Annotated in this window: 27 protein-coding genes; 17 read left to right on the top strand and 10 right to left on the bottom strand. The window is 64.1% G+C overall.

Features of this window, described 5'->3' with window-relative positions:
* The first annotated feature begins 2 nt into the window (after positions 1-2).
* The 8 genes from YUU_RS0134360 to YUU_RS60465 all read left to right on the top strand — a co-directional run bounded on the left by YUU_RS0134360 (position 3) and on the right by YUU_RS60465 (position 9,834).
* Positions 3-890, top strand: a complete 888-nt coding sequence (locus YUU_RS0134360; RefSeq protein ID WP_027526423.1) for an ABC transporter permease — start codon at positions 3-5, stop codon at positions 888-890.
* A gap of 126 nt (positions 891-1,016) precedes the next feature.
* Entirely contained in the window at positions 1,017-2,663 is a 1,647-nt protein-coding gene (locus YUU_RS0134355) for an ABC transporter ATP-binding protein (RefSeq protein WP_027526422.1), read from the top strand.
* A gap of 264 nt (positions 2,664-2,927) precedes the next feature.
* Positions 2,928-4,433 (top strand): M81 family metallopeptidase, encoded by a 1,506-nt coding sequence (locus YUU_RS0134350; protein WP_027526421.1) that lies wholly within the window; start codon positions 2,928-2,930, stop codon positions 4,431-4,433.
* Between the two features lie 15 nt (positions 4,434-4,448).
* Positions 4,449-5,621, top strand: coding sequence for a M20 aminoacylase family protein (locus YUU_RS0134345; protein WP_027526420.1), 1,173 nt, complete (start codon positions 4,449-4,451; stop codon positions 5,619-5,621).
* A complete protein-coding gene (locus YUU_RS0134340; protein WP_027526419.1) occupies positions 5,614-7,035 on the top strand; it encodes an amidase in 1,422 nt (473 codons plus the stop codon). The genes YUU_RS0134345 and YUU_RS0134340 overlap by 8 nt, the downstream gene beginning before the upstream one ends.
* Before the next feature lie 139 nt (positions 7,036-7,174).
* Positions 7,175-8,065 carry a crotonase/enoyl-CoA hydratase family protein gene (locus tag YUU_RS0134335; protein WP_027526418.1) on the top strand — a complete coding sequence of 297 codons (891 nt, stop codon included), beginning with the start codon at positions 7,175-7,177 and terminating at the stop codon, positions 8,063-8,065.
* Positions 8,062-8,733 carry an alpha/beta fold hydrolase gene (locus YUU_RS0134330; protein WP_027526417.1) on the top strand — a complete coding sequence of 224 codons (672 nt, stop codon included), beginning with the start codon at positions 8,062-8,064 and terminating at the stop codon, positions 8,731-8,733. Before YUU_RS0134335 ends, YUU_RS0134330 begins: the two co-directional genes overlap by 4 nt.
* A gap of 480 nt (positions 8,734-9,213) precedes the next feature.
* A complete protein-coding gene (locus YUU_RS60465; protein ID WP_198031877.1) occupies positions 9,214-9,834 on the top strand; it encodes a hypothetical protein in 621 nt (206 codons plus the stop codon).
* A gap of 727 nt (positions 9,835-10,561) precedes the next feature.
* Here YUU_RS60465 and YUU_RS0134310 read toward each other — a convergent pair.
* Positions 10,562-11,536, bottom strand: coding sequence for an NADPH:quinone oxidoreductase family protein (locus tag YUU_RS0134310; RefSeq protein ID WP_027526416.1), 975 nt, complete (start codon positions 11,534-11,536; stop codon positions 10,562-10,564).
* Complete coding sequence (locus tag YUU_RS0134305) at positions 11,536-12,144, bottom strand: 2-hydroxychromene-2-carboxylate isomerase (protein WP_027526415.1); 609 nt, start codon at positions 12,142-12,144, stop codon at positions 11,536-11,538. The genes YUU_RS0134310 and YUU_RS0134305 overlap by 1 nt, the downstream gene beginning before the upstream one ends.
* A gap of 128 nt (positions 12,145-12,272) precedes the next feature.
* Between YUU_RS0134305 and YUU_RS0134300 the strand changes: the two genes are divergently transcribed.
* Complete coding sequence (locus YUU_RS0134300) at positions 12,273-13,295, top strand: methionine synthase (RefSeq protein ID WP_035664158.1); 1,023 nt, start codon at positions 12,273-12,275, stop codon at positions 13,293-13,295.
* Between the two features lie 23 nt (positions 13,296-13,318).
* Positions 13,319-13,519 carry a hypothetical protein gene (locus YUU_RS0134295; RefSeq protein ID WP_245288176.1) on the top strand — a complete coding sequence of 67 codons (201 nt, stop codon included), beginning with the start codon at positions 13,319-13,321 and terminating at the stop codon, positions 13,517-13,519.
* A 93-nt stretch (positions 13,520-13,612) separates the two neighbouring features.
* On the opposite strand, the gene YUU_RS0134290 is transcribed toward YUU_RS0134295, so the two are convergent.
* From YUU_RS0134290 to YUU_RS0134275, 4 genes are read right to left on the bottom strand one after another with little or no spacing between them, the layout of a single operon-like run.
* Complete coding sequence (locus tag YUU_RS0134290; protein ID WP_027526412.1) at positions 13,613-14,257, bottom strand: hypothetical protein; 645 nt, start codon at positions 14,255-14,257, stop codon at positions 13,613-13,615.
* A complete protein-coding gene (locus YUU_RS0134285) occupies positions 14,257-15,069 on the bottom strand; it encodes a class II aldolase/adducin family protein (protein WP_084801672.1) in 813 nt (270 codons plus the stop codon). The genes YUU_RS0134290 and YUU_RS0134285 overlap by 1 nt, the downstream gene beginning before the upstream one ends.
* Positions 15,070-15,088: 19 nt before the next feature.
* Positions 15,089-15,613, bottom strand: a complete 525-nt coding sequence (gene gpt, locus YUU_RS0134280; RefSeq protein ID WP_027526410.1) for a xanthine phosphoribosyltransferase — start codon at positions 15,611-15,613, stop codon at positions 15,089-15,091.
* Positions 15,614-15,644: 31 nt separating this feature from the next.
* The gene (locus YUU_RS0134275; protein WP_027526409.1) at positions 15,645-16,382 is read right to left on the bottom strand and encodes a molybdopterin-binding protein; all 738 of its coding nucleotides are present in this window, start codon (positions 16,380-16,382) and stop codon (positions 15,645-15,647) included.
* A gap of 281 nt (positions 16,383-16,663) precedes the next feature.
* On the opposite strand from YUU_RS0134275, the gene YUU_RS0134270 reads away from it, so the two are divergent.
* The 3 genes from YUU_RS0134270 (at position 16,664) to YUU_RS0134260 (ending at position 20,014) form a co-directional block, all read left to right on the top strand.
* On the top strand, positions 16,664-18,082 hold the full coding sequence (locus YUU_RS0134270; RefSeq protein ID WP_027526408.1) for a circularly permuted type 2 ATP-grasp protein: 1,419 nt from the start codon (positions 16,664-16,666) through the stop codon (positions 18,080-18,082).
* 5 nt (positions 18,083-18,087) lie between these two features.
* A complete protein-coding gene (locus YUU_RS0134265; RefSeq protein WP_027526407.1) occupies positions 18,088-19,032 on the top strand; it encodes an alpha-E domain-containing protein in 945 nt (314 codons plus the stop codon).
* Positions 19,033-19,171: 139 nt separating this feature from the next.
* Positions 19,172-20,014: a transglutaminase family protein gene (locus YUU_RS0134260; protein WP_027526406.1), complete on the top strand. Its 843-nt coding sequence runs from the start codon at positions 19,172-19,174 to the stop codon at positions 20,012-20,014.
* 116 nt (positions 20,015-20,130) lie between these two features.
* On the opposite strand, the gene YUU_RS0134255 is transcribed toward YUU_RS0134260, so the two are convergent.
* Complete coding sequence (locus tag YUU_RS0134255; RefSeq protein WP_027526405.1) at positions 20,131-20,517, bottom strand: sel1 repeat family protein; 387 nt, start codon at positions 20,515-20,517, stop codon at positions 20,131-20,133.
* 154 nt (positions 20,518-20,671) lie between these two features.
* Between YUU_RS0134255 and YUU_RS0134250 the strand changes: the two genes are divergently transcribed.
* Both YUU_RS0134250 and YUU_RS0134245 read left to right on the top strand, forming a co-directional pair.
* A complete protein-coding gene (locus YUU_RS0134250; RefSeq protein WP_027526404.1) occupies positions 20,672-21,430 on the top strand; it encodes a peptidase in 759 nt (252 codons plus the stop codon).
* A gap of 23 nt (positions 21,431-21,453) precedes the next feature.
* The gene (locus YUU_RS0134245) at positions 21,454-22,212 is read left to right on the top strand and encodes an SDR family oxidoreductase (protein WP_027526403.1); all 759 of its coding nucleotides are present in this window, start codon (positions 21,454-21,456) and stop codon (positions 22,210-22,212) included.
* A gap of 107 nt (positions 22,213-22,319) precedes the next feature.
* Here the strand turns inward: YUU_RS0134245 and YUU_RS0134240 are convergent, their stop codons facing one another.
* Positions 22,320-23,540 (bottom strand): MFS transporter, encoded by a 1,221-nt coding sequence (locus YUU_RS0134240; protein WP_027526402.1) that lies wholly within the window; start codon positions 23,538-23,540, stop codon positions 22,320-22,322.
* A 162-nt stretch (positions 23,541-23,702) separates the two neighbouring features.
* On the opposite strand from YUU_RS0134240, the gene YUU_RS0134235 reads away from it, so the two are divergent.
* Positions 23,703-24,953, top strand: coding sequence for a NupC/NupG family nucleoside CNT transporter (locus YUU_RS0134235; protein WP_027526401.1), 1,251 nt, complete (start codon positions 23,703-23,705; stop codon positions 24,951-24,953).
* Positions 24,954-25,070: 117 nt separating this feature from the next.
* On the opposite strand, the gene YUU_RS0134230 is transcribed toward YUU_RS0134235, so the two are convergent.
* Positions 25,071-25,604, bottom strand: coding sequence for a cupin domain-containing protein (locus YUU_RS0134230; RefSeq protein WP_027526400.1), 534 nt, complete (start codon positions 25,602-25,604; stop codon positions 25,071-25,073).
* A 162-nt stretch (positions 25,605-25,766) separates the two neighbouring features.
* Positions 25,767-26,054 (bottom strand): usg protein, encoded by a 288-nt coding sequence (locus YUU_RS0134225; RefSeq protein ID WP_027526399.1) that lies wholly within the window; start codon positions 26,052-26,054, stop codon positions 25,767-25,769.
* 378 nt (positions 26,055-26,432) lie between these two features.
* Here YUU_RS0134225 and YUU_RS0134215 point away from each other — a divergent pair.
* A partial coding sequence (locus tag YUU_RS0134215; protein ID WP_027526398.1) for a co-chaperone GroES occupies positions 26,433-26,674 on the top strand: 242 nt, incomplete at its 3' end.

The raw sequence follows: 26,674 nt of genomic DNA, 5'->3' as shown, positions 1-26,674 counted from the left end.
GCATGTCGGTCGATACTCTTCCCCAATCATCCATCCCGATCACCTCGCCGCTGCGGCCAAAGTTCGGATTCCTCACGTCGACGCCGATCATTGCGGCCGCGACGATCTGCCTCGCGCTGATCGCGCTGATCTCGATCCTCGCGCCGCTGATCGCGCCGCATGATCCGGTTCTGCTCGCGCCCTCGCAGCGGCTGAAGCCCTCCTCCGCGCAGTTCCTGCTCGGCACCGACGCCTTCGGCCGCGATCTGTTGTCGCGTGTGATCTATGGCGGCCGCGTCTCGCTGCTGATCGGGATCGGCTCGGCGATCCTCTCGATCGCCATTGGGCTGGCGATCGGCCTCGTCGCCGGCTTCTTCAAGCTAGTCGATTCGATCATGATGCGCGTCATGGACGGCTTGATGGCGATGCCGAGCATCCTGCTCGCGATCGCCGTCGTCTCGCTGTCGGGCGCCAGCATCTGGACCGTGCTGGTCGCGATCACCATTCCCGAGATTCCGCGCGTGGCACGCCTGGTGCGTTCCGTCGTCCTGTCGGCGCGCGAGGAGCCTTATGTGGAGGCGGCAATCTCGGTCGGCTCGTCACTGCCGAAGATCATGTGGCGCCACCTGATGCCGAATACGATCGCGCCGCTGATCGTGCAAGGCACCTATGTCTGCGCGTCCGCGATCCTCACCGAAGCCATCCTCTCCTTCCTCGGCGCCGGCATCTCGCCGGAGACGCCGACCTGGGGCAACATCATGGCCGAGGGGCGCCAGTTCTTCCAGATCAAGCCCTCGCTGATCTTCTGGCCGGGCCTCTTGCTCTCGCTCGCGATCCTCAGCATCAACCTGATCGGCGACGCCGCCCGCGACGCGCTCGACCCCCGCATGAAGCAGCGGGAGGGCAAGTGATTGTCCCGCCGGCCACGTCCCTTGTTCCGTCATTGCAAGCGAAGCGAAGCAATCCAGACTGCATCCGCGGGAAGATTCTGGATTGCTTCGTCGCTTCGCTCCTCGCAATGACGACGGAGTAATTTGATGACCAATACCGTCCTCGACATCAACAACCTCACCGTCTCCATCGGCAAGACGCCGAATGGCCCGAAGATCATCGACGGCATCTCCATCCGGGTCCGCGAGCGCGAGACGTTGTGCCTCGTCGGCGAGAGCGGCTCGGGCAAATCGGTGACCTCGCTCACCGTGATGGGGCTGTTGCAGAAGGGCGCGCTGACGCCGACCGGCGGCAGCGTCAAGCTCGTCGGCGAGGAACTCCTCACCGCGACCGACCGCCGCCTGCGGCAGTTGCGCGCGACGCAAATGGCGATGATCTTCCAGGAGCCGATGACCGCGCTCAACCCGGTCGTTCATGTCGGCCGCCAGATCGACGAGGTCCTGCGCGCCCACACCAATCTCGACGCCAAGGCGCGGCGCAAGCGCATCCTCGAGATGATGGAGCAGGTGCGGCTGCCGCAGGTCGAGCGCATCTTCGCCTCCTACCCGCACCGCCTCTCCGGAGGCCAGCGCCAGCGCATCATGATCGCGATGGCGCTGGTGCTGGAGCCGAAACTGCTGATCGCAGACGAGCCGACCACCGCGCTCGACGTCACCACGCAGAAACAGATCCTCACCTTGATCCGCGACCTCCAGCGCGATCACGGCACCGCCGTGCTTTTCATCACCCACGACATGGGCGTGGTGGCCGAGATCGCCGACCGCGTCGCAGTGATGCGGCAGGGCCGCCTGGTCGAGACCGGCACGCTTGATGCCGTGCTGCGCAATCCAACCATGGAATACACCCGCAACCTGCTCGCCTCGGTGCCGAGCCTGGTGCCGCGCGCGGCACGGCCTGAGACCAAGGAACCGGTGGTGCTGGAGGCCAACGACCTCGGAAAAGTCTATCGCGAGCGCACCTTCTTCGGCAAAGGCCGCGAGGTGGTCGCCGCCGACAAGGTCACCCTCACCTTGCACAAGGGTCGCACGCTCGGCATCGTCGGCGAAAGCGGCTCGGGCAAGTCGACGGTGGCGCGCTGCATCGTCCGCCTGATCGACCCGACCTCCGGCGGCGTGCGCCTCGCCGGCCGCGAAATCTCCGACCTGTCGCGGCGCCTGCTCCAGCCGCATCGCCAGAAGATCCAGATCGTGTTCCAGGATCCCTACCGCTCCCTCAATCCGCGCGTCAGCGTCGGCGAAAGCATCGCGGAAGGCCCGATCAACTACGGCGTCTCGCGCGCCGATGCGCTGAAGCGCGCACGCGAGCTTCTGGAACTAGTCGGCCTGCCGGGCGATGCGGTGTCGCGCTATCCGCACCAGTTTTCGGGCGGCCAGCGCCAGCGCATCGCGATTGCGCGCGCGCTCGCGCTCGATCCCGACGTGCTGGTTGCAGATGAAGCGGTCTCCGCACTCGACGTCTCCGTGCAGGCACAGGTGCTGGAACTTCTGGATGAGATCCAGAAGCGGCTCGGCATCGCCATCCTGTTCATCACCCACGACTTACGCGTCGCCGCGCAGATCTGCGACGAGGTCGTCGTGATGCAGCACGGCCGCGTCGTCGAACAGGGCCCGGCGGCGGAGGTGCTGACGCACCCGAAGGAAGCCTACACCAAGTCCCTGCTCGATGCGGCACCGGGCCGCGGCTGGGATTTTGCCAATTTCCGGCCGGTGGAAGGCGCGGCGGCGAGCGCGTAGGCCGCACACTCCTTTCGTCATTCCGGGGCATCGCGAAGCGATGAGCCCGGAATCCGTAACCACCATCGTGAGTATGGATTCCGCGCCCAAGGGGGCGCGCCCCGGAATGACGACGGAGGCATTCGGCTGCGCTCTCCAAACACGGCGACATCCGCACCATTCCCAAAACGGCTTGAGGCCATGCGCGGCGCGATTGTCTGCCTTGCTTGCTCTTGCCGCAAAGGCGGGTAACGTCGCGCATCATTTGCGTTGGACCAGAATTGAATGACCCGTATCGCCGTCGGCGGCTTCCTGCACGAGACCAACACCTTCGCTCCGACGAAGGCGACGTTCGCGGACTTCCAGCACGGCGGCGGCTGGCCGGCGATGACGCAAGGCGCCGATGTGCTCAAGGTGATGCGCCGCATCAATGTGGGTCTCGCCGGTTTCGTCGAGGCGGCCGAGACCACTGGCTGGGAACTCGTTCCCATCATCGCCTGCGGCGCGAGCCCCTCGGCGCATGTCACCAGGGATGCCTTCGAGCGGATCGTGAAGGTGATGGTCGACGGCATCAAAGCGGCCGGCCCGCTCGATGCGGTCTATCTCGACCTGCACGGCGCGATGGTCACCGAGCATCTCGACGACGGCGAAGGCGAGATTCTCGCACGCGTGCGCCGCGTCATCGGTCCGCATGTTCCTCTCGTCACCAGCCTCGACCTGCACGCCAATGTCACGCCGGAGATGGTCGCGCACGCTGATGCGCTGATCGCCTACCGCACCTATCCGCATGTCGACATGGCCGACACGGGCCGCGCCTGCGCCAGACACCTCGCGCTGCTCCTGAAGACCAAGCAATGCCTCGCCAAGGCGTTCCGCCAGCTGCCGTTCCTGATCCCGATCAGCTGGCAGTGCACCAACGACCAGCCCACCAAGAGCATCTACGAAAAGCTCGCCGCGCTCGAGAGCGAAGCGGTGCCGACGCTGTCCTTTGCGCCCGGCTTCCCCGCCGCGGATTTCCGCGACTGCGGGCCGAGCGTGTTCGCCTACGGCAAGACGCAAGGAGATGCCGACCGCGCAGCGGAGGCAATCGTCAAACTGATCGAAAGCCATGAGGACGATTTCGACGGCAAGATCTTTTTGCCGGACGAAGGCGTGCGCTATGCGATGGAGCTTGCGAAGTGCGCGAGCAAGCCGATCATCATCGCCGACACCCAGGACAATCCCGGCGCCGGCGGCGATTCGGACACCACGGGCATGCTGCGCGCACTGGTGCGCAACAAAGCGAGCGCGGCGACCGGCGTGATCTATGATCCGGTCTCCGCCACGGCCGCGCATGCGGCCGGCGTCGGCGCGACCGTGGCACTGTCGCTCGGCGGCAAGTCCGGCATTCCCGGCGATGAGCCCTATCAGGAGACGTTCGTCGTCGAAAAGCTGTCCGACGGACGCTTCATCGCGCCGGGCCCCTATTACGGCGGCCGCGAGATGGAGATGGGTCCCTCCGCCTGCCTTCGCATCGGCGAAGTCCGCGTGGTCGTGAGCTCGCACAAGGCGCAGCTCGCGGATCAGGCGATGTACCGCTATGTCGGCATCGAGCCGACCGAGCAACAGATCCTCGTCAACAAGAGCTCGGTGCATTTCCGCGCCGACTTCGAGCCGATCGCCGCAAAGCTGCTGATCTGCGCCGCGCCCGGCGCGATGCCGGCGGATACCGCCTCGCTGCCCTGGACACGCCTGCGCCCGGGAATCCGCATCAAGCCGAACGGCCCCGTTTTCATTCCTCCATCACGCTAAGGGATCAAGGACAAGATGCCCACCATCGACCGCATCGACGGCTATGCCGACGAACTCACCGCCATCCGCCGCGACCTGCACGCCCATCCCGAGATCGGCTTCGAGGAAGTCCGCACCTCCGGCATCGTCGCCGACAAGCTGAAGAGCTGGGGCATCGAGGTGCATCGCGGCTTGGGGGGCACCGGCGTGATCGGCGTCATCAAGGGCAAGGGCTCGGGCGGAAAGCGCATCGGCCTGCGCGCCGACATGGACGCGCTGCCGATGGAGGAGAACACCAATCTGAAATGGCGCTCCACCATTCCTGGCCGCTTCCACGGCTGCGGCCATGACGGCCACACCACCATGCTGCTCGGCACCGCGCGCTATCTCGCCGAGACGAAGAATTTCGACGGCACGGTGCATCTGATCTTCCAGCCGGCCGAGGAAGGCCTCGGCGGCGCGCGCGCCATGATCAAGGACGGGCTGTTCGAAAAGTTTCCCTGTGACGAACTCTACGGCCTGCACAACGCGCCCGACCTCAATCTCGGCGAGGTCGGGATCCTGCCGGGACCCGCAATGGCCGGCGCCGACTTCTTCGACCTCCGCATCAACGGCTATGGCGCGCATGGCGCGATGCCGGAGCGCTCGAAGGACGCCGTGGTGATCGCAACCACGCTGGCGCAGGCCATTCAGACCATCGTCAGCCGCAACGTCGAGCCGCTCCAGGCCGCCGTCGTCTCGATCACCCAGATCCATGCCGGCTCCGCCTACAACGTCATCCCCGGCGAAGCCCATCTCTGCGGCACCGTCCGCGCCTTCTCCGATGAAGTGCGCGCCCTGATCCGCGAGCGCATGCGCACGATCTGCGCCGGCGTCGCCAGCGCCTTCCAGGTCGAGATCGAGGCCGACATCCGCGACGCCTTTGGCGTGCTGGTGAACCAGGTCGAGCAGTCCAAGGTGGTCGAAGAGGTCGCGCGCACCGTCGTCGATCCCGCCAAGGTCATCACCCGCACCCAGCCGAAGATGGGCAGCGAGGATTTTGCCGACATGCTGCAAACCATTCCCGGCGCCTATTTCTGGGTCGGGCATGACGGCTCGGTGCCCGTGCACAATCCCGGCTACGTGCTCGACGACAAGATTTTGCCGATCGGCGCCAGCATGTTCGCCCGCATCGTCGAATCCCGCATGCCGGTCGGTGGCCATGCATAAACCGCGCGCCGACGAGAACGTCACCTCGCTGCACGATCTGTCCGCGGTCGATCTGATCGCGGGCTACAAGGCCAGGCAGTTCTCGCCGAGCGAGGTGCTGGAGGACGTGATCGCGCATGTCGCGGCGTGGGAGCCGCATCTCAAGGCGCTCTACGCCTACAATCCCGACGGCGCGCGCGAGGCCGCAAAGGCCTCGACCGCGCGCTGGTCCGGCGGCGAGCCGTCCGGTCCGCTCGATGGCGTGCCGGTCACGGTGAAGGACAACATCGCGACCAAGGGCGTGTCCGTGCCGCTGGGCGCGGCGAGCGTGAAGCTCGTGCCGGCGGCGAAGGACGCGCCGCCGGCCGCGCGCCTACGCGAAGCCGGCGCGATCATCTTCGCCAAGACCACCATGCCCGATTACGGCATGCTGTCGTCGGGTCTTTCCAGCTTCCATGCGCTGGCGCGCAACCCTTGGGACCTCTCGAAAAATCCCGGCGGCTCGAGCGCGGGTGCCGGCGCCGCAGCGGCCGCCGGTTACGGGCCCCTGCATCTCGGCACCGATATCGGCGGCTCGGTGCGGCTGCCGGCCGGCTGGTGTGGCCTCGTCGGCTTGAAACCGAGCTTTGGCCGCGTGCCGATCGATCCGACCTATGTCGGCCGTGTCGCAGGTCCCATGACCCGCACGGTCGACGATTGCGCGCTGATGATGAGCGTGATCGCAAAGCCCGACCGGCGCGACGGCATGAGCCTGCCGGCCGACACCATCAACTGGAAGACGCTGGAGAAGTCGCCGCGCAAGTTGCGCATCGGCCTGATGCTCGATCTCGGCGTTGGCCTCCCGCTGGAGAAGCCGGTGCGTGACGTCGCGGTGAAAGCCGCGAAGGCGTTCGAGTCCGCCGGCACTGTCGTCACCGAGGTCGACGGCATCTTGACGCGCGAGATGCTCGATGGCCTCGACAATTTCTGGCGCGCGCGGATGTGGGACGATCTCGCGAAACTCTCGACCGAAGACCAGGCCAAAGTGCTGCCCTACATTTTCAAATGGGGCGAGTCCGGCGCAAAGCTCTCCGGCGTCGATGTGATCCGCGGCTTCAACCAGACCATGGCGATCCGCGCCGCCGCGGCAAAGCTGTTCTGCGAGCTCGACTACGTGATCTCGCCGACGGCGCCGAACGTCAACTTCCCGGCGGAGCTCGCCTCGCCTACCAACGATCCGATGAAGCCGTTCGAGCACATCTGCTATACCGTGCCGTGGAATATGTCGGAGAACCCGGCGATCTCAGTCAATGGCGGCTTCGACGCCAAGGGCTTTCCGATCGGCGTGCAGATCGTCGGCCGCCGCTTCGACGACATCGGCGTGCTCGGCATGGCCAAGGCGTTCGAGGGACTGCGCGGTGCGCAGCGGCCCTGGCCGAAGCCGCCGAAGAAATAACCCTTCCGTCATTCCGGGGCGCGCGCCAGCGCGAACCCGGAATCTCGCGCCACATCTCCAGATTCCGGGTTCGATGCTTCGCATCGCCCCGGAATGACGTGCTAGGTATCAAGACAAGAAACGAGGGAAGGAAACCACCATGGCGTATGAGACGATCAAATACGAGGTCGCCGACGAGATCCTCACCATCACGCTGAACCGTCCGGACAAGCTCAACGCCTTCAACGCCAAGATGCAGGCGGAGCTGATCGAGGCGTTCGACGCCGCCGACAAGGACGACAACATCCGCGCCATCATCGTCACCGGCGAAGGCCGCGCCTTCTGTGCCGGCGCCGATCTCTCCTCCGGCGCCGACACCTTTGACCGCGACGCGCGGCGGGGACCGGTGAAGCGGCTTGCGAGCGGCCAGGTCGATTACAGCGATCCGCAGGTGCGCGATGGCGGCGGCCAGGTCACGCTGCGCATCTTCAAGAGCCTGAAACCCGTGATCGCCGCGGTGAACGGGCCTGCGGTCGGCATCGGCGTCACCATGCAGCTTGCGATGGACATCCGCATTGCCTCGGAGGCGGCGCGCTTCGGCTTCGTGTTCTCCCAGCGCGGCATCGTGCCGGAGGCAGCGTCGAGCTGGTTCCTGCCGCGCCTCGTCGGCATCTCGCAGGCGCTGGAATGGTGCTACACCGGCCGCGTTTTCCCGGCGCAGGAAGCCCTCGCCGGGCGGCTGGTGAGCAAGGTGCTGCCGCCGGATGACCTCCTGCCGACCGCGCGCGCGCTCGCCAAGGAGATTGCAGCCAAGACCGCGCCGGTGTCGATCGCGCTGATCCGCCAGATGATGTGGCGCATGATGGGCGCCGACGATCCGATGGAAGCGCACAAAGTCGACAGCCGCGGCATCTATGCCCGCGGCCGCTCGGACGATGTCAAGGAAGGCGTGACGTCGTTCCTGGAGAAGCGCCCCGCGCAGTTCAAGAACAAGGTGTCGAGCGACATGCCGGACTATTTTCCGTGGTGGACGGAGCGGGAGTACAAGTGAGCCTGGAGCCGACGAAGCCGCAAGACGGCGTCGTCCTCCTGCACGGAATCAGCAGGACGGCGCGCTCGTTTCGCAAGATGGAGATTGCGATCGAGCGCGCCGGCTACGCAACGCTCAACCTCGACTACGCCAGCCGTCGCAAGGCGCTTCAAGAGCTCGCGGATGACATTCATCCCGCGATCGAATCATTTGCCGGCTCAGTAAACGGCTCCGTGCATTTCGTCTGCCACTCCATGGGCGGCCTCCTGGCACGCGTCTATCTCGCGCGGCACCGGACGCAAAACCTCGGGCGCGTCGTGATGCTGGGGACGCCCAACGGCGGCAGCGAGATCGCCGACCGACTGATGGGCTCTTTCCCCTACCGTGCCTTCTTCGGCCCGGCCGGACAGCAACTCGGCACCTATCGCGACGCCGCAACCACGGCGCTGCTGCCGCCAATCAGCTATCCCCTCGGCATTATCGCCGGCGACCGCTCGATCTATCCGGTGGCGGGCGCCTTGCTGCCGCGCCCCCATGACGGGCGGGTCTCGGTCTCGAACACCACGGTCGACGGCATGGCCGACCATATCGTTGTACACGCGTCGCATCCGTGGCTGATGCGAAATGACGAGGCGATCGCCGCGACCATCGCCTTCCTGCAGAACGGATGTTTCCCGACGGATTCGTGATCGTAGGCTGGGTTAGACAAGCTTTGGTCTCTCAGGAGGTTGTCCATCTGGTCTGAACCGAGGAAGCTGAGGTTGCGAAGCTTCAGTGTTCCAAGGAGAGACCAGATGAACGTCCACAAGAGAAGAAGCTCGACGAGATCGCGCCACGACGCACACGCGACGAGGTGATCGACGTGCCGTCGATGCGAGCAGTGAACTGACGGCATGTCCGCTTTCGAGGGTGGAGCGGAAATCTTGTGCTCGACCTTGGTATTACGGCCTATGCCCCTCAACGGACATTACTTTCAATTAACCGAGAACACACGATGGCTTAGCGTTCTCGGGACTACCTAGGCGGCTTGATCAATGCTCTCGATCGAATAGCAACCTGCAATCCGGACAGGCGTTAGGTGCCATCACCGCGCGGACCCCTGTCAGTATTGGTGATGAGATCGCCCGTCAGGCGCTCCCGCCTCACTCTAGCCTTGGAAAGAGTGCGCCATGCGACGACGCTCACAGCCCCATACATTTGAAGAGAATCCGAACGCGGAGAAAGCCCGCTTCGAAGCTGCGTCGCCGCAGAGCTCACCATCATCGATCATGCCGCAGGATGCGGACCATGACATGTATCTTGTACTACTGGACGCCTTTGGGACATGGGTAGGCCGCGCCTGGGGCGAGACCGACGATGATGAGGGTACGTATCGCGAGATGCTAATCCGCGACCTCTTGGACGGCGCGTACAGTCATCCGGTGCGCATCGTCGCCTTCAACACCGCCGACGGATGGTCGCGCAATATCACGACCGAAATCGCTGCCGAGTTGAAGCAGCGCAGAGACGAAGGGGAGAATATCCCCGCCTCCGTACAACATTTGCTGGAAATGGCTGGCAACTCACGGGTACTAAACCAAAGGCCGAATCCGGCGCGAGAAATGGCAATGGACAGCGCGAAGCACTGCCAAGATAAGGCGGCGGAATGCCTTCGCATGACCAAAAAGTCGAAGTGCGACGAAGAGGCTATGATTCTGAGGAATATTGCTCAAAGCTGGTCAAGACTTGCGGGCCAGATCGACCGATACAACGCGGTCCTGCGCGAACAAAGCCGCATAGTCCGAAAGTAAGGCGGCGGCCTCTTTAATTCGGCGAATGTCACGTGTTGGCCCATCTGCGACCTCGTGCGACGTCCGCTTTGCTGCTGTTGAGGGCATAGCGGACATCGTTAAAAGGGGCCGGGGCGGGGTCTGAAAAGTAGAACCCCCGGAGGGTTCCGAGCGCGGCGGCGGTCGCACCTTAGTCCCCGTAAGTTACGGAATTTAATCCTAGAATGAAATTCTCTCGATATGCTACGCTTTGTTTGCCCCTCCCCAACCAAGGCGCTCGCAATACAGGATTGCAAGGTCTGCTTGTGAAAGTGTCTTGAGATACTCGATGTCATCGGCGTCTTTCATCCACTCAAGCAACTTTTCACGGGGGGTAGATTTGTCGAGCCGGGATTTCCTTTCCTTCTGCATCCGGGATTAAGTAGGTCTCCCCAAAGCGCAGCCTTGGCGGCGCACCTTCAGGCGCGAACGCAAACTCTGGATTTTCGCCGTCACGTTCGGCGACGAGCAGCAGCGTATGCCCGTGTCGGTGAGCTTCGCTTTCATGATGCAGTCTCTCAGGGTTGCGTGTCAGCTTGCGCTAACAAAAACGGCGATACAGTAGGGTACGCTGAGAGACGGCAAGATAGAGGCGAGATACGCCAGAAAGTCTGTAACCGTAAGGGTTTACGTGTCCCACACCGTATCAGGCCGTCACACCGCGTATCTCAAAAAATATTTAGCTTCGCTAAACCCACGCTACGCAGCATCAATCCATTACCAGCGCCACGCGCCCGATCGCCTTGCGATCGATCAGCAATCGCATCGCCTTCGCATAGTCCTCCAACGGCAGGCGATGCGAGACGTTAGGGCGCAGCCCATCCTCGGCCCATTGCAACAACGCCGCCAAACGGACCTGTCCGAGCGCCGGATTTTTGCGCACCGCTTCGCCGGCACGCACACCCAGCACGCTCGCGCCCTTGATCAACAGAAGATTGGTGCGCGCAAGTCCAATACCCCCAGTGAAGCCGATCACGAGCACGCGCGCGCCCCAGGCGATGCAGCGTAGGCTGTTTTCGAAGACTTCGCCGCCGACAGGATCGAAAACCACGTCTGCGCCTCTGCCGTCCGTGATGCGTTTTACGGCGTCGCGAAACGGTTCACGCGAATAGAGCACCAGGTGATCGGCACCTTTTGCTTTCGCGATTTCAAGCTTTTCCTCCGAGGAGGCACAGGCAATCACGGTGGCGCACAGCAGCTTGCCCATTTCAACCGCTGCAAGCCCAACACCGCCACCGGCGCCGTGCACCAGCAACACCTCACCAGCTTGGAGTCCGCCGCGATCGATCAGCGCGTGATAGGCGGTGCCGTGGCCGGCGAGGAAGGTCGCGCCTTCCGCGTAGTCGAATGTCGACGGCATCGGTACCAATTGCGAGCTCGCCACGGCGGCCTCGTCGGCATACGCGCCGTAGCGCATCTTCACGATGACCTTGTCGCCGACGGCGATGCCGCGCGCCGCAGCATCGACCTCGGTCACATCGCCTGCGGCTTCCACACCCGGCGTGAACGGCAGCTCGGGCTTGAGCTGATATTCGCCGGCCGCCATCAGAATATCCGGAAAATTGAGCCCGGCGGCGCGGATCGCAACCCGCACCTCGCCCTCCCCAAGCGGCCGCGACGGGAAGGTTTCGAGCCGCAAGCTTTCGGGCGGTCCGAGCTCGCGGCAAACGACAGCCCGCACCATCAGGCCGCACTCGCCTTGCGGCGAAGCAGCGCTTCGCGGATCAAAGGCAGCCGGTCATTGCCGAAATACATGTCGGTCTTGTCGAGAAAGATCGTCGGCGAGCCGAAGCCACCGCGCGCGACGACCTCTTCCGTGTTGGCCTTGAGCTGATCCTTGATCGCCTGCTCGGAAATGCCGGCGAAGAGTTGTTGCGCGTCGACGCCGACCGTCCTGCAGATGTCTGCGAGCACCGCGTCCTGCGAGATATCCTTGTCCGCGCCCCAATAGGCCTCGAACACCGCGGTCGCGAACGGCAGCATGTCTTTGCCGAGCCAGATGCAGCCGCGCATCGCCTTCACGCTGTTCACCGGGAAAACCGTCGGCGGCATCTTGATCGACAGGCCCGCCGAGCGCGCCCAGTCGCCGAGGTCCTTCAGCATGTAGCGCGCCTTCAACGGCACCGGCATTTCACGCTGCGCATAGACGCTCGGATTGACGCTGTTGAAGATGCCGCCGACCAGGATCGGCCGCCAGGAAATCTCGACGCCGAGCTCCTTTGCCAGCGGCTGGATGTTGTGGAAGGCGAGATACGTCCAGGGGCTGGAGCAGTCGAAGAAGAACTCGATCATGGGGTTTCCTTTGTCTCCATTTGTTCCCTGTCGAGACCGCCGGAATATGAGCCGACTATCGTTGTTCTGTACCTCGACGTTAAGACATGGCAGGAAGGTGCGCAATGATATCAGATACGGAGGGCGCCATGCTGTTTCCGACCACCATCGCCGGCTCCTTGCCGAAACCGGAATGGCTCGCCGAGCCGAACATGCTCTGGGCGCCCTGGAAGTCGAAGGGGGACGAGCTCCTGCGCGCCAAGCGCGACGCGACGCTGATCTGGCTGAAGATCCAGGAAGACGCCGGCATCGACATCGTCACCGAGGGCGAGCAGGCGCGGCAGCATTTCGTGCACGGTTTTCTCGAGAAGATCGAGGGCATCGACTTCGCGCACAAGGTCGAGATGGGAATCCGCAAGGATCGCTACAAGGCGATGGTGCCGCAGGTGGTCGCGCCGTTGCAGCTCAAAGATCGCGTCCACGCCTTCGAGGCGCGCGTGGCGCGGACGCACACCAAGAAGAAGCTGAAATTCACCCTGCCCGGCCCGATGACCATCATCGACACGATTGCCGATCGCTACTACGGCGATCGGGTCAAGATGGCCTTTGCGTTCGCCGACCTCCTGAACGCGGAGGCCAAGGCACTGCAGGCCGACGGCGTCGATCTCATCCAGTTCGATGAGCCCGCCTTCAACGTCTACATGGACGAGGTCAACGACTGGGGCATCAAGGCGCTGGAGCGCGCTGCCGAGGGCCTCACCTGCACGACCGCCGTGCACATCTGCTACGGCTACGGCATCAAGGCCAATACCGACTGGAAGGAAACGCTCGGGAGCCAATGGCGGCAGTATGAGCAGATCTTCCCCGCGATCGACGCGAGCTCGATCCAGCAGGTTGCGATCGAATGCCGCAATTCCAAGGTGCCGCTCGATCTGCTCGCGCTGTTGAAGGGCAAGATCGTTCAGGCCGGCGTCATTGATGTCGCCAGCGACACGGTGGAGACGGCGGACGACGTCGTTCAGGTGATCGACGCGGTGTCGAAATTCGTGCCCAAGAGCAACATCATCGCGACGACCAATTGCGGCATGGCGCCGATGCGGCGAGAGATCGCGGAAGCCAAGCTGATGGCGCTCGGCGCCGGCGCTGCGCTCGCGCGCGAGAGGCTGAGTTGATGCGGCTTGCGTGCAGCATCGGATTGCTGGCAGCGCTTGCGCTGCCGGCGCACGCCGAGGATCGTTCCGTGCTCGTCAATTGCAAGGCGATGGTGGAGCGCGCCGCGAAGGATACCGGCACGGCAAGCGATGCGGAGTTCGCCCGCTGCCGCCAGGTGATCCGCGAATGGGCCCTGCGCGATGCGCGGATGACAGTGGACGAACAGGGACGGCCGCTGCGCTAGAGTCACAAGCACACTGCGTTCCCTTCCCCCTTGCGGGGAAGGGTTGGGGAAGGGGTGCCACAAGCGCTGACCTCGCCCGGGGCTACCCCCTCCCTAGCCCTCCCCCGCAAGGGGGGAGGGAACGGTCCTTGCGCTGGGATGCAGTGTAGCCTCGTAACCGGCGTGCAGTGCGCGCAGCGTCGACGGCGGTGTCAGCAGCATTGCTTCGTCGAGCTCACGCTTCGCTTCCACATAGCCCGCCGGCGACCACAACAGCACCCTGCCCTGCGTGACCAGAAAGCTTTCCTCGCCTTGGCTCACCATTGCGCCGACCGGAAGCTGGTCGAGCGGCATCAGCAGCGCATGCAGTCGTTTCTGACCGTGATCGAGTCGCTCGTGGTGCAGCACCGTGTCGATGTCGTGCATGCGCACATCATGCACGCGATTGCCTTTCTCCCATGCGGCCCGGAAGCGATTGGCATCGTCGCGGCGGCAATAGAAACAGGGACGATGTCCGGCAGCAAGCGCGGTGGCCTCGTCCAGGAAGAACAGCTCGGTCCAGCTCTGCGTCGCCATCACCTCGCGGCGACGGCCGCGGAATTCGCACGTGCAGGTCAACCAGGCCGGCGTCGACCAGCGCTTTTTGAGCAGCGTCTTCGTCGCGGGATCATGGATGATGCCGCGGTTGCCCGCGAACATGCCGCGATGTGGGGTGGCGATGATCTCGCCCGTCGGCATGACGCGGTTTTGCAGCGGCACTATTTTGGTGGCGCCGCGGTGACGCGCATTTTCCACAGGTTCCAGACACGGTCGAGAACCTGCAGATTGATCGCATCGGCCTTGGCGCCCTCCGCTGTCGTCAGATAGTTCACCTCGCCGCCAAGCGCGATCGCCTGCGACTGCAGCCGCGCATCGACGTCGGTGTAGTAGGCGCGGAAGACCGCGACTCTCACGGACGGGCCGACGGTGGCATCACCATGGCCGCGCATCAGCACCACCGACTTGTCGGCGAGCGCGAGCGCCAGTCCCTTGCCGATAGCCGAATTGCTGACCAGCATGTTGGTCTCGCCGAAGTCTTTGCGGATGTCCCAGACCGGCGCACCCGCGGCGAGGAACGCCGCGTTGTGGAAGACCGGGCGCAGCGCAACTTGGCTGATCGTGAACGGGATCACGCCAGGCGAGTGCGTGTGCACGACCGCCATCACATCGGGACGGGCCTTGTAGATCTCGCTGTGAATGAAGCGCTCCAGGAAGACGCTACGCCCCTTGGCATCCACGGCATTGCCGTCGAGATCGAACTCCATGATGTCGTCGGCGCTGACGAGCGCCGGCGCCAGCGAGCGCGACATCAGGAAGTGATCAGGATTTTTGGGATCACGGGCGCTGACATGGCCAAAGCCGTCGAGCACGCCGAGGTCGGCGAGAACGCGGCTGCCGACCACGATGTCCTCGATCACGGCAGGGTCGAGAGCCGAGGCCTGGCGATCCTGGCATCGGGCCTCAGCCGCAAGCAGTGTCCCTGCGAACGCGACGACGACGCCGAACCATGCCAACCGCGCGCGTCCGGCCATCGTGATCGGCTCCCGTGGCTTACGCCGCACCGTCGCGGAGCGGCGGGTGATAGGACAGCGCGGTGTCCCAGGGGAAGAAGATCCAGGTGTCCTGCGAGACTTCCGTAATAAAGGTGTCGACCAGCGGGCGGCCCTTGGGCTTGGCGTAGACGGTGGCGAAATGCGCCTCCGGCAACATTTCGCGGACCAGCTTGCCGGTCTTGCCGGTGTCGACGAGGTCGTCGACGATCAGAAGCCCCTTGCCGGTGCCGCCGCCGAGCTTCATGGCCGCGTCGGAAATGCCCTTGAGAACCTGCAAATCACCCTGCTTGTCGTGGTCGTAGCTGGCGATGCAGACCGTGTCGATGACGCGCACCCCGAGCTCGCGCGCCACGATCGCGGCCGGCACCAGGCCGCCGCGGGTGATCGCGATGACCGCGTGGAACGGGCCGACCTCGTTGAGGCGCCAGGTCAGTGCCCGACAGTCCCGGTGAAACTGGTCCCACGAGACCGGAAAGGCCTTGCCGGCCCGCTCCTGCGCACTCAGTTCCGGTGCCTCACCCATCGTCGTCTCCATTCCTCGCAATCGTCTTCTGCTAGCGGGTGATGCTCAATCCCGCCAGCATTTCCTTCACCGCCGCCATTGCTGCCGCCAGCTTTTCCGGATCGCGCGAGCGTACCACCAGATTGGTGTTCGGCTTCTGCTCCTCGTCCATGAAGGGATAGCTGCCGATGATGGTGTCGGGATGGGCGCCCGCGATTGCCCGCAAGGGCCCGCCGATGTCGCCTTCCCGCGCATTGGCGCGGACCGATTCGGAAAGCATGCGCACGCCGGATTTCAGCTTGGGCGAGACGATATCCATCATCGCCTGCATGATCGACGGCACGCCGGCCATCACGATGACATTGCCGATCTTGAAACCGGGGGCAAGAATGGTCGCGCTCTGGATCAGCTCGGCGCCGTCGGGGATGCGGGCCATGCGCAGGCGGGCTTCGTTCAAATCCTGCTCGCTCCAGCGCTCGCGGAAGCGTGCGACCACCTCGGGGTGATGATCGATACCGACGCCGAAGGCCTTTGCGACGCTGTCGGCGGTGATGTCGTCATGGGTCGGCCCGATGCCGCCGGTGGTGAAGACATAGGTGTAGCGATGCCGCAGCGCATCCAAAGCCGCGATGATGTCGGGCTCGTCATCGGAGACGACCCGGACCTCCTTCAGGTCGATGCCGATATTGGTCAGGTATTCGGCGATGAAGCCGATATTCTTGTCCTTGGTCCGGCCGGACAGGATCTCATCCCCAATGACCAGAATGCCCGCCGTGACGATATCGCTCATAAACTTGTCCCTCACCTGTAACGCCGACTTTGCCGAGGTAACGCGTTGAAGTCACGCGGTTTTGCCGCCGAAATAAGCAGTCCTCAGCCATTTTTTCAGGCACCTTGCCGGCCATGTCAGGCAAATGCCCACAGTCCATGCTTATCGCGCTGGCCCGGCCCTTGCTACTACCGGGGTAAGTCATGCACTCTCGCAAGCATGGCCACAGGACGTTGCGGTCTTCACCAAGACCTAGACGACCTGACCAGTGGCGCAACGCCTGGGGAGAACAGTCGGGATCTATGGCAGTCGCGTTTGACGAAATGAACATTCCCGGCGGGGACCTGCGCCCCGCCTATCAGGAGCTGGCACGCTGGCTCGAGGAGACGCCTCCCGAGGCGCTCGAATATCGCCGCCAGGAAGCGGAGCTCCTGTTCCGCCGGATCGGCATCACCTTCGCGGTCTATGGGGATTCCGAGTCCACGGAGCGGCTGATCCCGTTCGACGTGATTCCCAGGATCATGTCGGGCAAGGAATGGGCGCTCCTGGAGAAGGGCCTCAAGCAGCGCGTGCGCGCGCTGAACATGTTCCTGCGCGACATCTATCATGGTCGCGATATCCTGCGCGCCGAGGTCGTGCCCGACGACCTGATCTTCCACAACCCGGTGTTCCGGCCCGAGATGAACGGCCAGCAGGTGCCGCACGACGTCTACGTGCACATCGCCGGCATCGACATCGTCCGGGTCGACGCCAACGATTTCATCGTGCTGGAGGACAATGCGCGCACGCCGTCCGGCGTGTCCTACATGCTGGAAAACCGCGAGATCATGATGCGGCTGTTTCCAGACCTGTTCGCCCGCCACAGGGTGGCGCCGGTCGAGCGCTATCCGGATGAGCTGCTGGCCGCCTTGCGCTCCGTCGCGCCGCTCAGTGCCTCGGCCGAGCCGACGGTCGCTCTGCTCACGCCCGGCGTCTACAACTCCGCCTATTACGAGCACTCTTTCCTCGCCGACAAGCTCGGCATCGAGCTCGTCGAGGGCAGAGATCTCATCGTCAAGAACAACGAAGTGTTCATGCGCACGACGGAGGGGTTGAAGCGGGTCGACGTGATCTATCGCCGCGTCGACGACGACTTCCTCGATCCACTCACCTTCCGCCCCGACTCCGTGCTCGGCGTGCCTGGGCTGATGTCGGCCTATGCGGCCGGCAACATCACGCTCGCCAACGCCGTCGGCACCGGGATTGCCGACGACAAGGCGATCTACTCCTACATGCCGGACATCGTGAAATTCTACCTCGGCGAGGAGCCGATCCTGAAGAACGTGCCGACCTGGCGCTGCCGCGAGCCGAAGGACCTCGCCTATGTGCTCGACAACTTAAGCGAGCTCGTCGTCAAGGAGGTGCACGGCTCCGGCGGCTACGGCATGCTGATCGGCCCCGCCGCGACGAAAGCGACCATCGAAGCCTTCCGCGAGAAGCTCAAGCGCGAGCCCGAAGGTTTCATCGCGCAGCCGACACTGGCGCTGTCGACCTGCCCGACCTGCACCGCAAGCGGCCTCGCGCCGCGCCATGTGGATTTGCGGCCCTTCGTGCTGACGGGCAGCAAGCGCACCACCATCGTGCCGGGCGGGCTCACCCGCGTGGCGCTGAAGGAAGGCTCCCTGGTCGTGAATTCGAGCCAGGGCGGCGGCACCAAGGACACCTGGATACTGGACGAGTAGAGAGAATGCTGTCGCGTACCGCCGAAAACCTCTACTGGCTCGCCCGTTATGTCGAGCGCGCCGAATATCTCGCGCGCACCATCGATGCGACGCTGCGTGTCACCGCTCTGCCGGCAACCTATGTCGGCAAGACTAACGAATGGGACTCGGCGCTGCTCACCGCCGGCGTCGCCGCAAGCTTCTATCAGAACTATGAGGAAGCCAACGAGCACAACGTCATCGACTATCTCTCGTTCTCTTCGACCAACCCGTCCTCGATCAGGAACTGCATCGAAGCGGCGCGGCTGAACTCGCGCTCGGTGCGCACTGCGCTGACCAGCGAGATGTGGGACACCATCAACTCGGCCTGGATCGAGCTCCAGGCCGTCTGGAGCAAGGGCGCCTCGACGCGCGAGGACCTGGCAAAATTCCTGCGCTTCGTGCAGGAGACATCGCTGCGGTTCGACGGCTCGGCCTACCGGACCATGCTGCGCAACGATGCCTACTGGTTCTCGCGGCTTGGCCTGCATCTGGAACGCGCCGACAACACGGCGCGCATTCTCGACGTCAAGTACCACGTGCTGCTGCCGGAGGAGGAACACGTCGGCGGCCCGCTCGACTTCTATCAGTGGAGCTCGATCCTGCGTTCGGTCTCGGCGCTCACCGCCTATCACTGGGTCTATCGCGAAACGTTGAAACCCTGGCTGATCGCGGACCTCTTGATCCTCAACGACACGCTGCCGCGGTCGCTGGCGAGCTGCTACGGCAATCTCGTGCGCAATCTCGACCAGATCGGCGTCGCCTATGGCCGCCAGGGCCCGGCCCAGCGCCACGCCCGCGGCATCCGCAACCGGCTGGAACACTCCAACATGAACGACATTTTCCAGCACGGCGTGCATGAATTCATTCAGGAATTCATCGCCGACAATTCAAGGCTGGGCGAAATCGTCACGAAGCAGTATTTGATTTAGCCGAACAGGGACCCACCTCAGCCCTCGTCATTCCGGGGCGCGCGCAGCGCGAACCCGGAATCTCGAGATTCTCTGGGGCGCAATTGCGCACCATAGCTCGGTCCTGCGGACCGCCCCGGAATGACGGAATCAAAACACCATGCGCCTGCGAATCCAGCACACCACGACCTATCGCTACGAGCCGGCGGCAACGAGCGTGATCCAGATCCTGCGCATGACGCCCGGCAGCCATGACGGGCAATATGTGGCGGAATGGCAGATCGACGTCTCTACCGACACCAAGCTCGACATGCACGAGGACGCCTTCGGCAACGTCACCCATGTGCTGTCCTGTGGCCCCGTCGCCGACATCAAGATCAGCGCCGAAGGCCTGATCGAGACCCACGACACCGGCGGCGTGCTGCGCGGCGCCGACGAGCGCTTTCCGTCGGGGCTGTTCCTGCGCTCGACCGAGCTCACCGCGGTCAATCCGGCGATGGCGAGCTTCGCGCGCCAATTGCGCAGCGAAGCCGAGAGCGACACGCTCGGATTCCTGCACGCGCTGATGTCGGAGGTCAGCGAGCACATGACGTTCGACGAGGACCCGACCAACAGCGGCACCTCGGCGGTCGAGGCGTTCACGCTCAAGCGCGGCGTCTGCCAGGACTATGCGCACATCTTCATCGCCTGCGCCCGCACAGCCGGCGTGCCGGCGCGCTTCGTCTCCGGCCATTTCCTGCGCTCGGACGGCACCGTCCACCAGGACGCCGGCCATGCCTGGGCGGAAGCCTTCGTGCCTGATTTGGGTTGGGTCGGCTTCGATCCCGCCAACTGCATCTGCTCGACCGATGCCCATGTCCGCGTCGCGATCGGGCTCGACTATCTCGGCGCCGCCCCGGTGCGCGGTACCCGCTATGGCGGCGGCGCGGAGACGCTGACGGTCGCGGTGAAGGTGGATCAGGCCGGACGTTCCGGACAGTCGCAATCGCAGTGGCAGGGATAGTTGTCTAGCTCGTCATTCCGGCGCGCGCCTCTTGGCGCGAGCCCGGAATCTCGCGCCCCAATCTCGGGATTCCGGGTTCGATGCTTCGCATCGCCCCGGAATGACGGCGCTGGAAATCAGTACTCGCAATTCCTGTAGTCGGACGTCTCGCAGGCCTGCATCATCTCTTTCGCGCGCGCCGTGTCTTCCGCCGTCATCGTCGCGGAGACGGTCCTGAGCTCCGCCTTGGCCGTGGCATCACCGCGGGAAGCAGCCAGGCTCAGCCACATGAAGGCGTGCGCCGAGCTTTTCGTCACACCCTGCCCGCGCTGATACATCGCGCCCAGCATCGCTTGTGCCTTTGCATTGCCGGCCTTCGCCATGCCGCGGAACACGTGGATCGCCGGCACATAATCGCCGCGGTTGTAGGCGGCCATGCCGTCCTCCCACGGGCCGGCCATGGCCGCAGAGCCCGTCATGCCCAGCACAGCCGCAATCAGGCTGCCGATCACCAGCTTTCTCATCGCCCGCTCCCTCGTCCCTCACCTGCCTTCTAGCGGGTTGCTACGGCGCGCGCCAAGGAAAGGTTTCACGGGGCCGCGGGCGGGGAAATTGGTTGGAGGGCCACGCGAAATTGGCTACTAGTCTTGCGCAACTTGTTCGCGTTCGGGGACAGAAATGACCTATTGCTGCGGAATCCTGGTTCGGGAAGGTCTGGTCATGATCGCCGACACCCGGACCAATGCGGGGCTGGACAACGTCTCGACCTTCCGCAAGCTGCACATCTTCTCCAAGCCCGGCGATCGCATCATGGCGGTCGCCAGCGCCGGAAATCTCGCGATCAGCCAGTCCGTGCTGTCGACGCTGACCGAGGGTATGGAGGATCCCGACACGGGCGACATCGAGACGCTGATGAACGCGCCGACCATGTTCCAGGCGGCACAGCGCATCGGCCGTGCGATCCGCGCCGTGCACGCCACCGAGGCTGCGCCGCTCAAGGCCGAGGACATCAATTTCGACGTCTCGTTCCTGTTCGGCGGCCAGATCAAGGGCTCGCGGATGCGATTGTTCATGGTCTATCCGGCTGGCAACTTCATCGAGTGCACCACCGACACGCCGTACCTTCAGATCGGCGAGCATAAATACGGCAAGCCGGTGCTCGACCGCGCGATGCATTACGATATCGAGCTCTATGAGGCGCTGAAGACCGGCCTGATCTCGATGGATTCGACCATGCGCTCCAATCTCGGCGTGGGCCTTCCGATCGACGTGCTGGTGGCTCGCACCGATGCCTGCGACGCCGACCTCAACCACCGCATCGAGGCCGGCGAGCCCTATTTCCACGACCTGCGCTCGCGCTGGTCGGCGGCCTTGCGCGCCGCGCATCAGAACATTCCGCGGCCGCCCTACAAGAACGACAAAGAACCCAAAACCTGACAGAGAAGAAAAGGCAGGAAACGATGAGTGAAGCGAAAAAGATCGCAGTGGTGACCGGCGCCGGCACCGGTGTCGGACGCGCAGCCGCACTGGCGCTGATGAACGCCGGCTTCACCGTGGTGCTGACCGGACGCCGGCTCGAGATGCTCGAGGAGACCGCAAAGCTCGGCCCCGCAGGCAAGAGCCTCTGCGTCTCCGCCGACATGACCAACCCCGGCTCGATCGCCGCGCTGTTCACCAAGGTCAAGGACACCTATGGCCGGCTCGACGTGCTCTTCAACAATGCCGGCATGGGCGCGCCTCCCGTGAACTTCGAGGATCTCAGCCTCGAGCAGTGGCAGGCGGTGGTGAACACCAACCTCACCGGCCCCTTCCTCTGCACCCAGCACGCCTTCCGCATCATGAAGGACCAGAACCCGCGCGGCGGCCGCATCATCAACAACGGCTCGATCTCCGCGCACGCGCCGCGGCCGTTCTCGGCCGCCTATACCTCGACCAAGCACGCGATCACGGGCCTTACCAGGGCTTCCAACCTCGACGGCCGCGCCTATGACATCGCGGTCGGCCAGGTCGACATCGGCAATGCCGCCACCCCCATGACCGACCGCATGGTCAACGGTCCCGGCGTGTTGCAGCCCGATGGCACGACGAAGCACGAGCCGCGCATGGACGCGAATGCGGTCGGCGATGCCGTCGCCTACATGGCCGGCCTGCCGTTAGACGCCAACGTGCTGTTCATGACGGTCATGGCGACCAAGATGCCGTTCGTGGGACGCGGCTAACTCTGTCTCTCGCTCTCCCCGCATTGCGGGGAGAGCGTCGCCCCTGCTCTCAAAAAACCGAAAACAACCCCATGCACAGTAGGCGCAGCGGCGCCGACGGTATCATTTTACTCCAGCCGCTCCACTTTCCGCAGGCTCGGGAACAGCTTCATCCATAGCAGCGCGACCGCGATGGTGCCGATGCCGCCGAGCACGGCGGCGGGCATCGCGCCGAACAGCGCGGCGGTGAGCCCGCTCTCGAACTGGCCGAGTTGGTTCGAGGCGTTGATGAAGAGGAAGTTGACCGCGCCGACGCGGCCGCGCATCTCGTCGGGCGTTGCGAGCTGCACCAGTGAAAAACGGATCACGACGCTGATCGTATCGGCCGCGCCCAGCACCGCGAGCGCCAGCACCGAGAGCCACATCCACTGCGACAGCGCGAACACGACGGTACCGATGCCGAACACGATCACCGCCTGAAACATCCTGATGCCGACGTGACGAGCAATGGCGTGACGTGCCAGCACCATGGTCATCATCAGGGCGCCGACCGCAGGCGCGGCGCGCAGGACGCCCAGACCGAGAGGGCCGGCCTGGAGTATATCGCGGGCATAGATCGGCAACAGCGCGGTGACGCCGCCAAACAGCACCGCGAACAGATCGAGCGAGATGGTGCCGAGGATCGCCGGATTGGAGCGGATGAAACGCACGCCGGCAAAGATGTCATCGTCCGCCGCGCCCCTGGCGGTCGCCTGCGGGCCCGGCTGGATGAAACCGGTCAGGATCATGCCCAGAATCCAGAACAGCACCATCACGGCATAGGCGAAGTGCGGCGCGACCGCATAGGCGAAGCCGCCGAGCGCCGGTCCGGTGATGGTCGCGACCTGCCCCGCGCCGCTGGCAATCGCAGTCGCCCGCTGGAGCGAGCCCTGCGGCGCGATCAGCGGCAGCAGTGCCGCGGTGGTCGGGCTTTCGAACGCGCCGGCGATGCCGAGCGCGAAGGTCGCGACGAAGATCTGCACCTCGCCGATCGCGCCGAGATATGTGCTCGCGGCGAGATAGAGCGCGGTGGCGGCTTCCGCGAGCTGGCAGAGCTGGACGACGCGCTTGCGCTCGAAGCGGTCGGCGGCGTGGCCGGCGACGAACACCAACAGCGCTGTGGGGAGGAACTGCACCAGCCCGACCAGGCCCAGCGCAAAGGCCGAACCCGTGAGATCGTAGATCTGCCAGCCGATCGCAACCGCCGCGATCTGGCTGGAAAAACGCGACAGACTGCGCGAGAGCAGGAAGAAGAGGAATGGCGGGTGCTTGATGAGTTCGCCGGCTCTGACCGGCGGGTTCGCGGACATTGGCTGCTCTTGAGCGAGGCCCGTGGCGCCCCGCGCGGCTGGTGTTGACGTTGACGCGTGACTGAGGCCGGAGGTCTTGTCAACAACCGGTCGGCTCCGGCGCGCCCGGCATTGCCTTTACGACGGCCCGGCTGCCATAATCATTGCGGGATTGGGGACATCATGCTGCGACTGCAATCGGCACTCGGCGTTTTCGCATTGCTGTTGATCGCCTTCGCGCTGGCGGAGAACCGTCGCGCGGTATCGCTGCGCCAGGCGGGAATCGGCCTCGTCGTGACCTTCCTCACCGCGATCGTCCTGCTCAAGCTGCCATTCGTCGCGCATGCTTTCGGCGCCATCAACGACGCGGTCGGGGCGATCTCGGCGGCCTCGCGCGCCGGCACGTCGTTCGTGTTCGGCTATGTCGGCGGCGGCCCCCTGCCCTTCGACCTCAAGGCACCCGGCGCCGACTTCATCCTCGCCTTCCAGGCGCTGCCGATCGTGCTCGTCATGAGCGTGCTGACGACGCTGTTGTTCTATTGGCGCGTGCTGCCCCCGATCGTGCGCGGCATGGCGTGGCTGCTCGAGCGCACGCTGGGGGTCGGCGGCGCAGTCGGGCTGTCGACCGCGGCGAACATCTTCCTCGGCATGGTGGAAGCGCCGCTGTTCGTGCGTCCGTATCTGGCGCAGATGACGCGCAGCGAATTGTTCCTGGTGATGACCGGCGGCATGGCCGGCATCGCCGGCACCGTGCTGGTGCTCTATGCGACGCTGCTTGCGCCGCTGATCCCGGATGCGGCCGCGCATTTCGTCATCGCCTCCGTGCTCGGCGCGCCGGGCGCAATCCTGATCAGCCTGATCATGGTGCCGGAGACCGGTGACCGGCTCACCGGCGGCTCGCTCGAAGACCCTGACATGCACGCCTCCGGTACGATGGATGCGATCGTCAAGGGCACCTCCGCGGGGCTCGAGCTGCTGCTCAACATCGTCGCCATGCTGATCGTGCTGGTGGCGCTGGTCTATCTTGCCAATGCGGTGCTCGGCCTGTTGCCCAATGTCGGCGGCACCGCGATCTCGCTGCAGCGGGTGCTGGGGCTCGTGATGGCGCCGGTGTGCTGGCTGATGGGGCTGCCATGGGACCAGGCCGTCACCGCCGGCAGCCTGATGGGCACCAAGACGGTGCTCAACGAGCTGATCGCCTATGTCGATCTGTCAAAACTCGCCCCCGACGCGCTCGATGCGCGCTCGCGCCTGATCATGCTCTATGCGATGTGCGGCTTCGCCAATTTCGCGAGCCTCGGCATCATGATCGGCGGCCTCGGCGTCATGGCTCCGGAGCGCCGTGATGAGATCAACGCGCTTGGGCTGAAGTCAATCGTGTCGGGCACACTGACGACGTGCCTGATGGGCGCGATCGTGGGGGTGCTGAATTAGGCTCTCTCCGCCCGTCATTGCGAGGAGCGAAGCGACGAAGCAATCCAGAGTGCATCCGCGGATACATTTCTGGATTGCTTCGCTTCGCTCGCAATGACGGCGGAATTCCTGGCGCGCTTACGCCGTGATCTCCACCGTCTTGAACTCGGCCGGCAGGATGATCTCCAGCAATTCCACGTCGTCGGAATAGTCGAGGATCATGTGCTTGATCTTCGGCGGCTGCGTCCAGGCACTGCCGGCTTTCATCAGCGTTTCGCCCTGGCCGTCCATGTAGGTCTTCACCCAGCCCTTGAGCACGTAGACCATCTGGAATTCGACGTCGTGATAGTGGAGCTTTGACACCTCGGCCGGATTGCAGGGCGGCAGCAGGCGGATGACGTGGGCCTGCGCGAGACCGTGCGTTGCCGCGGCAATGCCGAGATCGCGATAATGCGCGTAGGTGCGCAGGCCGTCGGCTTTGAAATCCTCCTCACGGTGATGGCTGACGGCGATGCGTTGCTTGGGCCGGGCGCGTGTTTTCGCAGGTGTGGTGCGAGCTTTTGCCTTCACCGCCTTGCGGGCTGAAGATCGCGTAGCGACCTTGTTGCCGTGCCACTTCTTCTTCACCGCCGATTGCGCCGCGCTGCGCGAGGTCACCTTCCGCTTGGCCATGGCCTCCTCCCATTCTTGTTCTGGAGGCAAAGGCTAGCACGAATTCTCAAAACCGTAGGGTGGGCAAAGAAGCGCAAGCGACGTGCCCACCACTTCTGCGCCGTGGCGACCAAAGAGGTGGGCACGCTTCGCTTTGCCCACCCTACAGATCCGTCCAAGCCGTCAATGCAGCCTGAACACGCCGTCGACCGCGCGCAGTTCGGCCGGCTTGATCAGCTTGGAATGCGCCACCGTCACCGAATAGAGGGGGCCGTCGAGCTTCTCCTCCCAGAAGGCGAGGAAATCCGTCAGCGCCGGAAATTTCGGAAACAGATCGTAGTTCTGCCAGATGTAGGTCTGGAGCAGCGAAGGATGATCCGGCATCCGATAAAGAATTTGCGCCGTCGTCAGCCCGTAACCCAGCAACTGTTTCCGGAGGTCGTCGGAAACGCCCCCAACCCGCAAGCCCATGCCAGCCTCCTTTTCAGGAGCGCATATTCAAGGGGTGGCTTACTCGGACTGCCCTAAAGAGCCACCCGGAAACGATGCGCTCACATGAGAGAAATGTGACGCACACTGCCACCCCATCTCAAGCCCAAAAGTTTAACAAGTTGTTGAAATTCAATGCTTTAGCAGCAGATCGCGGCGCCTGCTAATAGCCGGCGAGGCCCGGTTAACGATGGTAAATGTTTTTGGCAGACAGGCCTTCTGAGTGCTGATTTTTCTGCTAGAAGCCCTTGCTCCCGTAAAAAACCTGTCCTATCTCCATTTTGCCTGCGTAGCACTCGCGGGCATCGACTGCTAACAACCCAAAAATCTCCATCTCGTGCAAATGCTTAGGAGGACTGCATGAAATTCCGTCCGCTTCACGACCGCGTCGTGGTCAAGCGCATCGACGCAGAAGAGAAGACCGCTGGCGGCATCATCATTCCCGATACGGCCAAGGAAAAGCCCTCGCAGGGCGAAGTGATCGCCGTTGGCCCCGGCGGCCGCGACGAGAGCGGCAAGCTGATCCCGATCGACGTCCAGGTCGGCGACCGCGTGCTGTTCGGCAAATGGTCGGGCACCGAGGTCAAGATCGACGGCCAGGA

The organism is Bradyrhizobium sp. Ec3.3 (assembly GCF_000472925.1).
Classification (GTDB): Bacteria; Pseudomonadota; Alphaproteobacteria; order Rhizobiales; family Xanthobacteraceae; genus Bradyrhizobium.
The sequence above is the reverse complement of the archived record's forward strand: the minus strand, read 5'-3'. Positions and strand labels throughout refer to the sequence as shown.